The following is a 14,102-nucleotide window of genomic DNA, read 5'->3' on the forward strand; positions in this document are numbered from 1 at the left end:
CTCACTCTAGCGCGGGCAATCAAAATTATAGGTGCCTACGGGCTTGCCATTTTCGGCGAACTTTAGCTCAATTTGGCACTTGTCTTCGTTGCTGACACTTATCGAAAAGCGCGACAAGGCCGTTGCCTGGTTTGCCACCACCTGCACCCCACCACTTTGGCTTACTTGCGACGAGCCACCGCGACCTTCTTTTTTGGCATTTAGCGCGTACTCAAGCTTGCCACTTTTGTCGCTTTTAACGTAGGGAATAACCACGCTTGGATGCGTGTCAGGTACGGTTTCGAGCCAAACCTGTAGATTGAAGTCAGCCACCATCATTATGTGCTCCTGAAAACATTACTTTAGTTTATTTCAATTAGGGACGGTGCTCTATTGGAACGTGTTCCGTGCATGATGAACGCGATGCCGTATGGGGCGGGTGAAGATCGCCCCCCCGTCCTGTGAAAAAAGAAAAAAAGGGAGTGCGCCACTGCGGCACACTCCCTCTCCTACTACATCATTACATAAGAATAGCTTACATCTGAATGGCTGTAGCGACGTTGCCATTACCACTTTGAGTGACGGTGGCTACGCCTGAAACAGTAGTACTCGACTGGGAGACATAAGCTGCATTCAAGTTGCCCGACTGCATTACATTAGCTGTCTGAATGATGCCTGCGCCATTACCCGACTGATTAACGACAGCCAGCTCAAGAAAGCCAGACTGTGTCACATTAGCGATATGGCCTTTACCACCCTGTGTGATGAACGCTGCCTCAAGGCTACCGGACTGGATCACATTGGCTTGAAGTACAGCACCACTTTGATCGACGTGCGCGGTGTTCAAAGCGCCCGACTGTGTCACATTAGCGTCATTGTAGCTGCCGACCTGCGAGACATTAGCTGTATTGCCAAAGCCTGATTGGATGACAGTAGCCGTCTCCATCGACCCGCGCTGGTAGATATCGGCTGTATGGCGCGCGCCTGACTGATCTATAGTGGCGGTTTTAGGAAGGTTAGAACCTACCTGAGTGATCGAAGAAGAGTCGTGATCGCCGGTATCCGTAATGGAAGCGGTGTTATAGCCTTGCGACGGGTTAAATTGTGCGCTCTGATCAATGATGGCATTGCCATTTGTGGCGCCATTTTGTTCAATCGTTGCCGTTTGATAAGAGCCGACTTGGGTGATGGAGGCATTGTTGTCGCTACCGTAACCACCGTAAGAGTTGGCATTGATCGTGGCGACTAGCTTAGTACCGTCCTGCTGGCTGATGGTACCTGTATTTGAATTACCGTTTTGATAAATCAAACCATAAACGCCAGGATCGCTGCCAGCAGGTGCGCCGACATTGCTCTGGGTTATGCTCCCTGTGTTGCGGCTACCCCAATTGGTGATATGCCCCTGTGCACCATTGCCATTATCGACTTGGGTGATTGAGCTTGTGTTGCGGTTGGCACCAGGAAGCTCATTTATGACAGCGTTCGCGAAGCTAACGTTACCGTCTTGACCGATTGTGCCGGTGTTGCGGTTGCCCTGTTGGTTGATGGTCGCTGTGTTATTTCCCAAGTGCGAATTTTCCTGCTGGGCGGTAGCAGTATTCAGCGATCCTGGCTGGTCGATGACGATGCTGGAGCTGGCGGCCATTGATGTGCCGGCACCAAAGGCGAGGGTCAGGCCCAGCGCCAGAGCTGATAAATTGGTTTTCATAATGTTATCTCTCGCTATAAGTGTAGGCCGAAAATAAAGAAGCAACCCAGTGGCCATTAGGCTAGGTTACGGTTGAACAACTGTGAAAGAGCCACCAAAACCGATCTGCGTAACAGCGATGGTTTGGTTTCCCAACTGCGTAATATCGATTTGATTGTGGCCGCCAATTTGTGCGGCGGCGGCGGTGTTTCCGCCGTTGTTCTGATTAATATTGATTTGGTTTTGGAAACCCATCTGGCCGGTGGCCGCCAGATTTCCATCCCCATTTTGAGTAATGCGTGCCGAGTTATCGGCGCCGAACAATTGCACGACTGCTGCCATGTTGTCAGAACCATTCTGCAGAATCTGTGCTTCGCTATTGACGCTCGCAGATGTTTGCAGAATCCGTGCATGCTGGTTGGCACCGCTGCCCTGGGTAATTAACGCCTTGTTCACCTGGCCACTTTGGGATATGGTTGCGGTCGAACTGTTGGTGCCGGAAAGCTCGCTGGGTGCCAGATCCATCATCGAACCCAGATCAGAGGCATAGGCGCCCGACGCGAGCACGCAAACACTTGCCACAAGCGCTAAACGAATACGTTGAATACGTTTGTTATTCATGGATTACTCCAGGAAAGAGATTTGTAGTCAGCAGCAGCGAAATCAGTTCCGTTGGCTGCCCCGCTTACGGTCTTCGACGGAACTTCCTCTACATAGGTGCTCTCTTTATTCAAATAATGCTGAATAACAGGGTTGTCCCAGTCTTGCGGGTTCTTCAGTACCCACAAATTGTCTTTAACGCCACCCACGATTAAGTGCGCAACTGCCGCTTCAACCGCTTCTTGCACGCACAGCTGCGCGGGCTCGTTGCTGGTAATGCCGCCTTCAATTTGAAGCAAGTCGTTGAAGTTCACGAACTTGAAGACGCTAGGATGTATCTCGTAGGAATAGATGGTTTTGGTAGTGGAAACGCTTTGCAAAACCTCGCCGGTATTGACGTCAACGCTGCGCAAATTAATGCCCACCTGATCCACCCGGTACTGCGCCGATGCACCTACGCCCAAGAACTGCGCACCCAGGCCCCCCGTGCGAACGTTGCTGTCGTACGAAACAATTCCACCATTAAGCACAATGGAAGCTGGCATAAGGTTAGGAACCCTGACCTTAGACTGCCCATTGCCGGAGTCCTCGTCATCGATGGCCCGTATCACACGTCTTTCGGTAAGCAGCGACTGCAGATCTTCGCGCTCAACCGGAATAAACCAGCCTGAATCCTTAAGCGCCTTGATCAGCATAGAGCCAGCGCCTTGCGTGACTGCCGTGGAAAAGGCACTTTCTGGTGAGGGCTTGTACTGCCCGGTCTGATCACGAAAGCCATATACAGCCACAACCACCTTGCCTTTGGGCGGAGGAAACTCCAGCAGATCGCGGGTCGCTTTGGTGGGCGGCGTTAAGTGCGCCTCGTTGTGGGTGCCGGAGGGCGGTACATAAGCGCACGCTCCCAGTAAAACACTTGCCAGTGTGCAGGCAATAGCTACTTTCGTGCGACGGTGCCACGCTGGTGCTTGGGGTGAGTTGTGTAATTTCATTATTGACCAAACGTGGAAGAGGAAACCTGAAAGGAGGTCGACTGACCCGTCGTTTTATCGGTCGTCGTAATGGTCAGCAACCCGCTACCCGCGTCTGCCACAACAATCGTGAAGCTTTCCGTATTCACCGTGCCAGGGATCAGATTGCCACTGTTGTCAAATAACTGTGAAGTCGCTGCGGCCGAAATACGGCTAAGCATGGATTGCTCCAGCGTCTGATTGAATCGATCTAAAGCCGTTTGTTGGCCCAGCTCCGACTTACCCAGATCTCGCGAAGGCGGCTCGTGCTTGTTTTGTGCCTGAGCGCTGCCCAGAAGGTAATTACCGTTAAGCGGGTTACCGCCAAAACTAGGGTTCACCGGCGTGTAAATGAGCTGCCCGGCACCGGCTGCCGAAGCAAGCGTAATCGCTGCGGTGGCCGTCAGGACGCGGACTAATCCAGCGCCATGTTTAATGATTAATATGTTCACTTACATTTCCTCTGGACCCAGGTCAGGGCTTTTGAATAGCCTGAGCTGTATGTTTAGATTGACGATATTTTTATAGGCGATGGCAACCGCCTCTTTGGCGGCTTCTTTCACGCCAGACCGCGCTGGCGCAAGAAACGTATGGAAAACACGTTGATCCCTGTAGCTCACCCACATCTCACTACCGTACTGAGGGGTGGCTCGTTCATAAATCGTGATCGTGAACTTAGAGTCGGGATACAAAGTTTGCCAACGTTCGGAAAAGCTCTTGTAGAAATCCCACCCCAGAACCGTCATGGTTCGGTTAATAATGATCCCGCCCAGCGGATCTTTATTGATTTCGCCAGAATCACGGACTACGCCGTTATCCCCAGGCCCGAGCTTAGCTGGTGCCTTCGCGAGTGCGCTCTGACATATCAGGACAGACACGATCAAGACGAGCGGTATTCCAAATCGCTGCACCTTAACCACTCCATGACCAACGTCGCCAACAAAGGCGTCGGGTAATGTGTTCCGACATGTATTCCCCTAATTTTTATGCGCTAACTTGCTAATTCGTGTTTGATGCTTAATGTAAGCAATTGAACGCAAATTTAAGATAGGCTTTAAGTCGGCTATTAATAGAGAGCGATATGTGTTAATGAAAAATGCCTGGTTCATACTGAATAAAAACACTCGACAGACGAGGCTACAGCCGTAGGAAATAGTCTGATCGTCTCTACTGAAAAAACATATAACTGCTAAAACCGCCTATTTATGGCATAAAACACACAAATATAGGCCTTTCACCTTTGTTTTTTGCTTATGATGTCGTTGAAGAAAAGCCCTCTTTTCTGTCATCAACTAGTAACGCTTCGACTCAGAATGATCGTATTTGTCTGGCCAATATCGCTTATCCGCCATATGGCCTAGGCCATTAATAAAAATTAACGAGATTTAACCTTTACTACGTATTTTGATAAAAACACTGTAAGCACGGCGTAACGCATTCAATCTGTAATTAGGTCTGATGATCGTCAATTCCTGTCTTTCTTCTGATCGACAAGAGGAAAAAAGGGTGTACCGTTGCGATACACCCTCGTTTTCCTGTTACGCCGTTACAGCGGTACAGACTACATCTGCGTAGCTACAGCCAGGTTGCCAAAGCCGCTTTGATTAATAGTCGCTATGCCTGAAGCTGCAGTGCTGGTCTGGGTTACAAGCGCTGTATTTAAAATACCCGACTGTGTCACAGTAGCTGTTTGAGACAACCCTGACTGGTTCACGCGCGCAAGCTCAAGTACACCCGACTGCGTCACAGTGGCTGTTTGGGGTTGCATATACGAGTTGCTCTGCGAGATAAACGCCGCCTCGCCAGTACCCGTTTGCGTCACAATGGCTTTATCGCCACCGGAATCAGCCTGGTCAACTTGTGCCAGGTTGAACGCGCCAGACTGGGTCACAATGGCTTTTTGGTAGGTACCCGATAATTGGCTGACGTCAGCCCTGTTACCGAAGCCTGTTTGCAGAACGGTCGCTTGATCCGAATACCCGTCTTGGCTGATGTTAGCGGTATGCCCTGCTCCTGACTGATCCACAGTGGCCGCGTTGTAGTAGCCGGAACTGGACCCACCCACCTGAGAGATGTAAGACGAATCGTGGTTACCCGAATCAGTAATGGAAGCGGTGTCATAGCCAAACAAGGGGCTATAACCTCTATTCTGATCAATGACAGCACTGCCATGCGTGGCGCCGTTCTGCTCAACCGTGGCGTTCTGATTAACACCAACCTGCGTGATGGCAGCATTGTTATTGCTGCCATGACCGCCATATGTGTTCAGGTTTATGGTCGCGCTTTGGTTGCTGCCGTTGCTCTGATCAATGGCGCCAATGTTAGCGTTGCCGTTTTGATAAACCACGCCATAAGCCCCATCAACATTAACCTGAGCAATGCTTGACGTATTGTGGCTACCCCAGTTTTGGGTGTTTCCGATTGCACCACTGTTACCGGTTTGCGTAATTGTGCTGTTGTTGCCGTTAGCACCCGTGTTTTCAGTGATGGTGGCCGTCGCGTAGCTGGCGTTGCCGTTCTGGCTGATTTTGCCCGTATTGTGGTCGCCCAGTTGGTTGACGGTTGCGGTGTTAATGCCAAGGCCCGAGTTTTGTTGCACGGCTTCGGCAGAGTTTACCGATCCGGGCTGGTTGATGGTGATGGTTGCACTGGCGGCCATCGCAGTGCTGGCGCCAAAAGCAAGGGCCAGGCCCAATGTTACTGCTGACAAATTAATTCTCATGATAATACCTATCGCTACAAGTGAAGGCCGAACGTTATAAGGCAACCTAGTGGCCAGCAGCCTAGGCTACGGTTGAACAACTTTGAAGGAACCACCAAAACCGATTTGCGTAACAGCGATGCTTTGGTTTCCCAATTGCGTAATATCGATATGATTCTGGGCGCCTATTTGGGCGGCAGCGGCGCTGTTTCCGCCGTTGTTCTGGTTAATGCTGATTTGGTTTCCAGAACCCATCTGGCCGGCGACCGCCAGATTGCCATCCCCATTTTGCGTAAGGTTCAGCGCGTTATTGCTGCCTGACAATTGCACAGCCACCGCGTTGTTGCCTGAACCACTTTGCAGGATCTGGGCATCGCTGTTGGCAGTTCCTGACGCTTGCAAAATGCGCGCGTGTTGCTGGGCGCCAGTGGCCTGGGTGATCGACGCCCTGCCCAACTGGCCAGCCTGGGTTATGTTTGCGGTCGAGTTGGTACCACCTGACAATTCGCTGGGTGCCATATCGCTCATCAAGCCCAAGTCGGAAGCATAGGCACCAGCCCCAAACATACAAGTGCCCGCCAGAATCGCAACGCAAACACGCTGCACATGTTTATTACTCATTAAAGACTCCCTGATGGGGGTGGTGAATCAGCGGTTGTGGCGGTGGCATCAGCCTTCTTTGCTGTCGCATCAGCGGCCTTGGGCGAGATGGGCTCCACATAGTTACTTTCTTTCTCGAGATAGCGCTGGATCACAGGGTTATTCCAATCCTGGGCGTTCTTTAGCACCCACAAATGATCTTTCACCCCACCCACTATCAAGTGCGCAACAGCCGCTTCAACCGCTTCCTGCACACACAGCTGCGCGGGTTCGTTGCTGGTAATGCCGCCTTCGGCCTGCAGCAAATCATTGAAGTTCACAAACTTGAAGACGCTAGGATGTATCTCATACGAATAGATCGTCTTGGTGGTGGAGACGCTTTGCAAAACTTCGCCCGTGTTGACATCAACGCTGCGCAAGTTGATGCCGACCTGGTCCACCCTGTATTGGGCCGTTGCACCAACCCCCAGAAACTGGGCACCCAGGCCTCCGGTTCGCACATTACTGTCGTACGAAACAATGCCACCATTGAGCACAATAGAAGCCGGCATTAGGCTAAGAACCTTCACTTTGGACTGCCCCGCCGTCGCGTCCTCGTCATCAATTGCACGTATTACGCGTCTTTCGGTAAGTAGCGACTGCAGATCTTCACGCTCTACCGGAATAAACCAACCCGAATCCTTGAGCGCCTTAATCAGCATGGAACCGGCACCTTGCGTCACAGCGGTTGAAAAAGCACTCTCTGGTGACGGCTTGTACTGCCCTGTTTCATCACGAAAGCCATAAACAGCCACTACCACCTTGCCCTTAGGCGGAGGAAATTGCAGCAGATCGCGCGTGGCTTTAGTGGGCGGCGTCAGGTGCGCTTCGTTGTGCGTGCCAGCTGGCGGTACAAATGCACAGGCCCCTAATAGCAGGCTCGCCAGTGAACAGGCAACAGCCACTTTCGTAAGATGGAGCCACCGTGGTTGCTGCGTAAGATAGCGTGATTTCATTATTGACCAAACGTAGAAGAGGAGACCTGAAAGGAGGTCGTCTGACCAGTCGTTTTGTCGGTCGTGGTAATCGTTAACAACCCGCTGCCCGCGTCGGCCACGACAATGGAAAAGTCCTGCGTGTTCACCGTGCCGGGGATGAGGTTGCCGCTGTTATCAAACAACTGAGAGGTCGCCGCGGCCGAAATCCTACTAAGCATGGATTGCTCCAGCGTCTGGTTGAAGCGATCCAGCGGCGTCTGCTGGCCCAGGTCCGATGCACCAAGATCCGGCGAAGACGGCTCGTGCTTGTTTTGCGCTTGGGCGCTACTGAGAAGGTAATTGCCATTAAGCGGGTTGCCCCCAAAATTTGGGTTGACCGGCGTATAGGTGAGCGGAGTCGCTCCTGCTGCTGAAGCCAGCGTCACTGCCACTGCGGCCGCCAAGGCGCGGGCTAATCCAGCACCTCGTTTATCCATATAGTTGTTCATTTACATTTCCTCCGGACCCAGATCGGGGCTTTTGACTAGCCTGCGCTGTATGTTGAGATCAATGATGTTTTTGTAAGCGATTTCGACCGCCTGACTGCTCGCTTGCTTCACGCCAGACCGTGCAGGCGCGAGAAATGTATGAAACACGCGCTCGTCCTTGTAGCTCACCCAAATCTCGCTACCGAATTGGGGGGTCGCTCTTTCGTACACGGTTGTTGTGAAGGTCGAATCGGGATGCAAAGTCTGCCAAAGCCCAGAAAAGCTTTTGTAAAAATCCCATCCCAGAACCGTCATGGTTCGGTTGATGATGATGCCGCCTAGCGGATCGTTATCAATCTGCCCCGAATCAAGGCGCGTGCCTGCGCTCGAAAGCGTGGTCTTGGCGGGCTTCATTCCATGGGAGATCGTGGAGGATGTCTTTGCCAGTGCATTCTGGCCAGCCAAGGCAAACACGATCACCGCAAGCTGTATAGAGCATCGCAGCACTTTCCCGTTTCCTCGGCCATGCTTGCCTGGAAAAACGCCGAAAGACACATTGAAAAAATAAAGCACTTTGATCGTTTCTGTATTTAATTAAGAATTGCTAATTTACACCTATTACAAAACGTCAAATAGAAAAGATTAGTGAATTTTTACATTTGAAAGATTTTTTGGTCGAGCCATATCCTAAACCCAGCAAATAAGGCCCTCGGTTTCTGTGCGAGTTGGCAGGCTGAAGCAATGACATCGACACCCTGGTCCTGAGAGGCCTCATGCTGCTAACAGCAGCTAAATTGAAGGCAAAACATATCGATACGCAGCGTTATTACTGTTATTTTTTAGCTTGCTAATCGCGAGTTTTTGTCTAATCTTGTGCCCTAGGGCATCTTTAAATAAACAAACTCAGGTGTGAATTAGCGTGGAATTTTAAGCTTTACAGACGCATCGGCTAGATGTACTAGGCTGTTAACCATATGGCATTTACTTACGATTAGTGCTAGATAATGAGAATGTGCCCTGTGCCCTGTGCCCTGTGCTTTGGTGCTTTGGTGCTTTGGTGCTTTGGTGCTTTGGTGCTTTGCGCTTCGAGCCTTGAGCATTTGACACATGTGCCGTCTGCAACGAGCAGCACTCGTCGTCACGCATTTACAATTCTTCGCAGACAGATACACAGCCAAAACAACATTTGCTGCTGTCCAATGAACACAAAGACAAAGATCTGATTACGACTACGCCAACAATAGGTAACCTAAGCGCCTAGGTGCACCGAACTCAAGCTTGACTGCCCATCTCGGCTGCTACACAGAAGCATGAGGCTACCCAAGACGACGCGTCCAATGCGTCGCGACTAATCTTTGCGGGCTGCCAAGGTTAGATGCGCTCTGTGTAGTGCCTCAGTTATCCGCTTTCTGGCTGACCTCGACTTCATCGCTAACGATGCGCCCGTCAACCAACGTAATGGTGCGGTCGCACGAAGCTGAAAGACGCGCGTCGTGCGTAACGATGAGCACTGCACAGTTGAACGTTTGATTAAACCGCCTGAATAACTCAAACACATTTGCCGCTGTTTTTGTGTCGAGATTGCCCGTGGGTTCGTCGGCCAATAACAAGGCGGGGCGGGTAACCAGGGCACGTGCTATCGCCACTCGCTGCTGCTGCCCTCCCGACAAATCGCTAGGTTTAACGTCTGCGTATTTGCGCAAACCAACCTCATCGAGCAGGTCTATAGCATACTCACGATCTTCGCGCGACGGCTTTCCTTTTGCGAGCATAAGCGGCATCAGCACATTTTCAACAGAAGTAAAAGCCTGGATCAAGTGATGAAACTGAAAGACGAAACCAAGCTGGGCACCACGCAATGCCGTGCGCTCTGCATCGCTCATTCGGGCTGTTGGCCTGCCCAATAAATACAATTCGCCCGAGGTGGGCTCATCGAGCAAGCCCAACATATTAAGCAATGTACTTTTGCCAGATCCTGACGGCCCCACAAGTGCCGCGAAATCATGTGGGCCTATGGTCAGGTCAATGCCGTGCAGCACCTCGATTTCGTTGGGCTTGCCCAGGTTGTACGATTTACGCAGCCCTTCGAGCCGCAGAATTGAGCCGGGGTCATCAGACATAACGAATAGCCTCAACCGGATGCAGACGCGAAGCACGCCACGCCGGCACCATCGCCGCCAAAAGCCCGGTCAAAGTTGCCACCCCGATGGTGATTAAAAGCAAACCAGTGGGAAGGGGTATATAGAACAATTTAGGGCCGAAATTATTAAAGCCCCAGACCAGGCCGTAGCCCAGAACGCCACCCAAGATAGAACCCATTAACGCCAATAAGCCCCCTTGTACGAGAAAAACCCGCAGTATCTGCTCTCGTCGAGCGCCCATAGCCCTTAAAATTCCGATCTCACGGGTGCGTTGCGTGACAGTGATGGCTAAAACGCTGGCTATGCCAAAAGCCACTGAAATAGCCACAAAAAAACTGATGACAGACGTTGAAATACGCTGCGAGGTTAAGGCGTTCATGAGTTGTGCGTTGGACTCAATCCAGCTCTCAGACTTTAGCCCTGTCAATCGCCCAATTCTCGCTGCAACAACATCAGCTGCGAACAAATCACGCACAGTCACGTCAATGAGGGTGACGCCTCCAGACAAGTCAAGCAGCGACTGCGCCTGCTTTAAATCAAGATACACATACCGCAGATCAAGCTCTCGCACGCCTAATTCGAAAACGCCCGTCACGGTCACGATGGCGTGGCGGTTATCGCCCGCTTCTAGCCTCAGCTTACTGCCCGCTTCCAGGCCCAGGTCGTCAGCCAGCAGTTTTCCAATGACGGCGTTGCCTGCGCCAACTCGAAACTCACCCGAAATAATGCTTTCACTTACGGGAACAATTTTTTCGTATCGACTCGGATCAATACCCACCAACGACACAGCTTTAATAACGTCTCCGCGACGCGCAAACGCGGGGCCGGCAACCACTGGAGACACGGCAGTCACCTCGGGTAAGGTGTCAAGGACGCTCTGGGCCTGGATCCAATTATTAATTGAACGCAGCCGCTGCACACGCTTTTCTTCCACTCGCAGTGCCAGTGTGCCTTCAGGCACCGCAATCACTGCGTTTTTTTCTCGGGGTGGTTCAACACGAATATGAGACTGCGTACCTAAAGTACGTTCGATAATGTTGTTTTGCAAGCCCACAATTAGCGTCGTAATGAACACAATAACCGACACACCTACCGCGATTCCTACCAAAATGAGCAGCGTTTGTGACACTCCTTGCCTCAGAAATTTGACTGCTATCATCAGCTCTAGCCACATATGCATGCCCCGCCTAGAATTTAATTGGCAATTCTTTGCTTGTTTCAGCTTCAGACATCGCTGCGCCCTGTTTTTGTGCCGAGAGACGTACTCGTTGCCCTTCGGCCAGGTCGACCGATGTCGACACCCAGTCACCGTCCTGTAATCCCGATGTAATTTCTGTCATGGCTCCACCCTGCAAGCCAAGAGAAACCTGCACCTGCTGCGCAACACCTTGGCGTACCCGCCAGACACTGGCCTGCGAGCCTTGTTTGTTGAATAACGCGTCATTTGGGAGCGCCAGTGCCTGTTGTCGTCGCCCCGTTTCGATGGTGGCCGTTACGGTTAAATCGTCGCGTAGATAATCGGGAATCTCTTCCATAGACAAATGAACATCCACTGTGCCACGTTGCGCGTCTACAGAAGGTGCAATTCGATGCACTACAGCATGAAACTCTTGTAACGGATAGGCATCGGCAATACAAACCGCCATCTGACCTAGCCTAAGCAAACCAAGATTGCGCTCGTCGACGGGAACCAACAGCTCAACATCATCGTCACGCGCAATTTCGAGCAGCACTCTTCCTGGCTGCACCAAGTCACCGGGTTCGACGTTGCGGGTCAGAATTACCCCAGGAAACTGGGCTTGCAATACAGTCTTGGATAAGGCGGCCTGGGCTGCGTCTACCCGAGCCTGAATTAAAGCGTCCTCGCTTTCTCCTGCCCCAAGCGATGCCACCTCAACACGCGCCTGTTCAGCCGCAGCCAATGCAATAGCCAATGCCTGATCAGCCCTTTCTTTTTCTTCTCGCGGCATTGCGTTGGACGCCAACAATACTTGGCGCCGTTTTACTTCGCGTCTGGCCTGCGCCAATTGCGCCTCTGCTTGCTTTAGGTCTGCCAAAGCGCGAGGTCGACGCGCATCCCTAAGTTGTGCCAGCGCAGCGATGGCTTCTTGTTGTTTGGCGAGCAATTCATCAGCCCGCAGCCGAATAAGAACCTCTCCTGCGACGACGTGATCCCCCTCGCGGACCAGTCTTTCGGTGACGACGCCGGTAATCTCGCTGCCTACCTGAACGCGTGACTCGGACGTAATACGTCCGGTCGCCACCACATACTGCACGAGTGGACGGTTAACCAATTGATACGCTGATACCACCGGGCCCTGCCAGGCACGATAAGCAAAAAACCCCATGCCCATCAACAGAACAACGGCTGAGACCAGCCATTTCCTTTTTTGCCCCATCGCGAATTTTTTTCCTCTGTTGACAACAACTTAGCCATTACTGAACCGGACAGTCACTGATCGAAGCCAAAGCTTCGGCACTATGGTCAAACTTGTAAGTTCACGCGATACGTGAAGATTGTTCTGGCGCCTACCCTCTTTTTGGCGATTCTTATACCTGATTACACCATGCAATGATCCCAGCAATCATTTCATCTGATGGTGTTCGAAGGTGAATTATGAGTGGGATAAGCTCATCTTTATAGATGCACTTTAGAACACAGTCCATCAAGATCGATTGCAGTGAACCAGTCTGCTGCTCGCCAGTACTAACAAAAAGACATTAAGCAACGCTATCATTGACGGAGGGCGATTTCTGCCACCCAACTCCCACGTCAAAATTCAACCCGCGTACGATGCTTAGAAAAAACCCACCCTGTCAAAGAGAAAGAAACTCGCGAGAGGGTGGTGAACCACCTAGCCCCCCCCTCCCCGCAGTCACAAATTTAGACATGTAAAGAAAGCAGCTAGATGCTCAGCCCGTGATTCTCTATTCTTAGCTGTTTATATTTCGTTCTTTTTCTTGGGCTATGGCCATATCGCTGAGATTTAAGTATTTTATTATTTATATGTTAGTAAGCGATACAGACATTATTTGCCAGCCTGTCATCCCACAAGGCCTGAAAAATATCTTTAATTTAAATTTAAATTTAAATTTAAATTTTTAGAAAAATAATGAGTTACCAAAAAAACTGGAAGTAAACCATCCACCATGTCATGACGATTTAATGAAAGGCTGCATACTAATCGGAAAAGGACTCTTCTTTTCGATACCGTTCCAAAGTAGCGTGTGCTAGGGCATCAATGGAATCGATAACAGGAACCCCCAACTCAGAGCGGCGGTAATGGGGAACCGCTATGGGCAGCTCAGTGCATCCCAAAATAACTGCATCCGCTCCTAACTCCCTGAGTATATTCACGCCGGCGGCCGCCGGTTCGAACGCCTCATTAGAACGGTTTAACTTAACCAGTTGTATTGGTTTGGTGCAGTATTCCTCCACTTGGTCCTCGTTTAGAACAATGCAGGTGTAACCTTTCGCTTCCAAAAATCCTTGGTAAAGTCCTAGCTGAAGAGTAAGTGCCGTACCCATCAAACCAACTCGCCCACTGTGTATTCCTTGGCGGTGCAAATCATCGATAACGGCCTGCACTATGTGCAGCACCGGTATGGGGCTCGCCGCTGCGATCTTCTCAAACCACAAATGCACGGTGTTGCAAGGAATAGCTATAACCTTGGCCCCCGCATGCGCCATATGCGCAATAGCGTGATTAATCCATGGCATAGGATCTGCGCCATTATGAAAGTAGGCCAAGCGACGATCCGGTATACGGGGATCATTCCATAATATGGCAGGAATATGCTGTTCGTCGTGTTCCACCGGCGTGATAGCAATTAGACGGCACATAAACACGGCAGCGGCCATTGGACCCATCCCACCAAGAACACCTACAAAGGGGTCTTTAAAGTTTTTATCCACGAAACCGATTCTGAACAAAATTGCTAA

The 14,102-nt window shown here is 51.1% G+C and carries 15 protein-coding genes; all 15 read right to left on the reverse strand.

Translation table 11 applies throughout. The features are described 5' to 3' along the window. Positions 1 to 6 precede the first annotated feature (6 nt). The 15 genes from csgH to FQ179_RS06765 all read right to left on the reverse strand — a co-directional run bounded on the left by csgH (position 7) and on the right by FQ179_RS06765 (position 14,075). Positions 7 to 318: a curli-like amyloid fiber formation chaperone CsgH gene (gene csgH, locus FQ179_RS06695; RefSeq protein ID WP_149396440.1), complete on the reverse strand. Its 312-nt coding sequence runs from the start codon at positions 316 to 318 to the stop codon at positions 7 to 9. A gap of 196 nt (positions 319 to 514) precedes the next feature. Continuing rightward, positions 515 to 1,687, reverse strand: coding sequence for a hypothetical protein (locus tag FQ179_RS06700; protein ID WP_188074522.1), 1,173 nt, complete (start codon positions 1,685 to 1,687; stop codon positions 515 to 517). A gap of 66 nt (positions 1,688 to 1,753) precedes the next feature. Continuing rightward, on the reverse strand, positions 1,754 to 2,287 hold the full coding sequence (locus tag FQ179_RS06705) for a hypothetical protein (protein WP_149396442.1): 534 nt from the start codon (positions 2,285 to 2,287) through the stop codon (positions 1,754 to 1,756). Next, complete coding sequence (locus tag FQ179_RS06710; RefSeq protein ID WP_149396443.1) at positions 2,284 to 3,255, reverse strand: CsgG/HfaB family protein; 972 nt, start codon at positions 3,253 to 3,255, stop codon at positions 2,284 to 2,286. Before FQ179_RS06710 ends, FQ179_RS06705 begins: the two co-directional genes overlap by 4 nt. Next, positions 3,255 to 3,725: a curli assembly protein CsgF gene (locus tag FQ179_RS06715; protein WP_255474857.1), complete on the reverse strand. Its 471-nt coding sequence runs from the start codon at positions 3,723 to 3,725 to the stop codon at positions 3,255 to 3,257. Before FQ179_RS06715 ends, FQ179_RS06710 begins: the two co-directional genes overlap by 1 nt. Beyond that, a complete protein-coding gene (locus FQ179_RS06720) occupies positions 3,726 to 4,151 on the reverse strand; it encodes a curli production assembly/transport protein CsgE (protein WP_255474913.1) in 426 nt (141 codons plus the stop codon). Positions 4,152 to 4,834: 683 nt separating this feature from the next. Continuing rightward, on the reverse strand, positions 4,835 to 5,995 hold the full coding sequence (locus FQ179_RS06725; protein WP_149396445.1) for a hypothetical protein: 1,161 nt from the start codon (positions 5,993 to 5,995) through the stop codon (positions 4,835 to 4,837). 66 nt (positions 5,996 to 6,061) lie between these two features. Continuing rightward, complete coding sequence (locus FQ179_RS06730) at positions 6,062 to 6,595, reverse strand: hypothetical protein (protein ID WP_149396446.1); 534 nt, start codon at positions 6,593 to 6,595, stop codon at positions 6,062 to 6,064. Further along, positions 6,595 to 7,569, reverse strand: a complete 975-nt coding sequence (locus FQ179_RS06735) for a CsgG/HfaB family protein (protein ID WP_149396447.1) — start codon at positions 7,567 to 7,569, stop codon at positions 6,595 to 6,597. Before FQ179_RS06735 ends, FQ179_RS06730 begins: the two co-directional genes overlap by 1 nt. Continuing rightward, entirely contained in the window at positions 7,569 to 8,039 is a 471-nt protein-coding gene (locus tag FQ179_RS06740; RefSeq protein WP_255474858.1) for a curli assembly protein CsgF, read from the reverse strand. Before FQ179_RS06740 ends, FQ179_RS06735 begins: the two co-directional genes overlap by 1 nt. Next, the gene (locus FQ179_RS06745; protein WP_149396448.1) at positions 8,040 to 8,525 is read right to left on the reverse strand and encodes a curli production assembly/transport protein CsgE; all 486 of its coding nucleotides are present in this window, start codon (positions 8,523 to 8,525) and stop codon (positions 8,040 to 8,042) included. A gap of 887 nt (positions 8,526 to 9,412) precedes the next feature. Then, a complete protein-coding gene (locus tag FQ179_RS06750) occupies positions 9,413 to 10,138 on the reverse strand; it encodes an ABC transporter ATP-binding protein (RefSeq protein WP_149396449.1) in 726 nt (241 codons plus the stop codon). Next, complete coding sequence (locus FQ179_RS06755; protein WP_255474859.1) at positions 10,131 to 11,318, reverse strand: ABC transporter permease; 1,188 nt, start codon at positions 11,316 to 11,318, stop codon at positions 10,131 to 10,133. The genes FQ179_RS06750 and FQ179_RS06755 overlap by 8 nt, the downstream gene beginning before the upstream one ends. 28 nt (positions 11,319 to 11,346) lie before the next feature. Next, on the reverse strand, positions 11,347 to 12,558 hold the full coding sequence (locus FQ179_RS06760; RefSeq protein WP_149396450.1) for an efflux RND transporter periplasmic adaptor subunit: 1,212 nt from the start codon (positions 12,556 to 12,558) through the stop codon (positions 11,347 to 11,349). Positions 12,559 to 13,340: 782 nt separating this feature from the next. Beyond that, positions 13,341 to 14,075, reverse strand: coding sequence for an aspartate/glutamate racemase family protein (locus FQ179_RS06765; RefSeq protein WP_255474860.1), 735 nt, complete (start codon positions 14,073 to 14,075; stop codon positions 13,341 to 13,343). Positions 14,076 to 14,102: the final 27 nt, after the last annotated feature.

It is taken from the genome of Pusillimonas sp. ANT_WB101 (assembly GCF_008369125.1).
Lineage (GTDB): Bacteria > Pseudomonadota > Gammaproteobacteria > Burkholderiales > Burkholderiaceae_B > Allopusillimonas.

Excerpts from the sequence above, each read along its gene's own strand:
- csgH (WP_149396440.1), bottom strand. The coding sequence starts at position 318 with ATGATGGTGGCTGACTTCAATCTACAGGTTTGGCTCGAAACCGTACCT.
- FQ179_RS06700 (WP_188074522.1), bottom strand. The coding sequence starts at position 1,687 with ATGAAAACCAATTTATCAGCTCTGGCGCTGGGCCTGACCCTCGCCTTT.
- FQ179_RS06705 (WP_149396442.1), bottom strand. The coding sequence starts at position 2,287 with ATGAATAACAAACGTATTCAACGTATTCGTTTAGCGCTTGTGGCAAGT.
- FQ179_RS06710 (WP_149396443.1), bottom strand. The coding sequence starts at position 3,255 with ATGAAATTACACAACTCACCCCAAGCACCAGCGTGGCACCGTCGCACG.
- FQ179_RS06725 (WP_149396445.1), bottom strand. The coding sequence starts at position 5,995 with ATGAGAATTAATTTGTCAGCAGTAACATTGGGCCTGGCCCTTGCTTTT.
- FQ179_RS06730 (WP_149396446.1), bottom strand. The coding sequence starts at position 6,595 with ATGAGTAATAAACATGTGCAGCGTGTTTGCGTTGCGATTCTGGCGGGC.
- FQ179_RS06735 (WP_149396447.1), bottom strand. The coding sequence starts at position 7,569 with ATGAAATCACGCTATCTTACGCAGCAACCACGGTGGCTCCATCTTACG.
- FQ179_RS06740 (WP_255474858.1), bottom strand. The coding sequence starts at position 8,039 with ATGAACAACTATATGGATAAACGAGGTGCTGGATTAGCCCGCGCCTTG.
- FQ179_RS06750 (WP_149396449.1), bottom strand. The coding sequence starts at position 10,138 with ATGTCTGATGACCCCGGCTCAATTCTGCGGCTCGAAGGGCTGCGTAAA.
- FQ179_RS06755 (WP_255474859.1), bottom strand. The coding sequence starts at position 11,318 with ATGATAGCAGTCAAATTTCTGAGGCAAGGAGTGTCACAAACGCTGCTC.
- FQ179_RS06760 (WP_149396450.1), bottom strand. The coding sequence starts at position 12,558 with ATGGGGCAAAAAAGGAAATGGCTGGTCTCAGCCGTTGTTCTGTTGATG.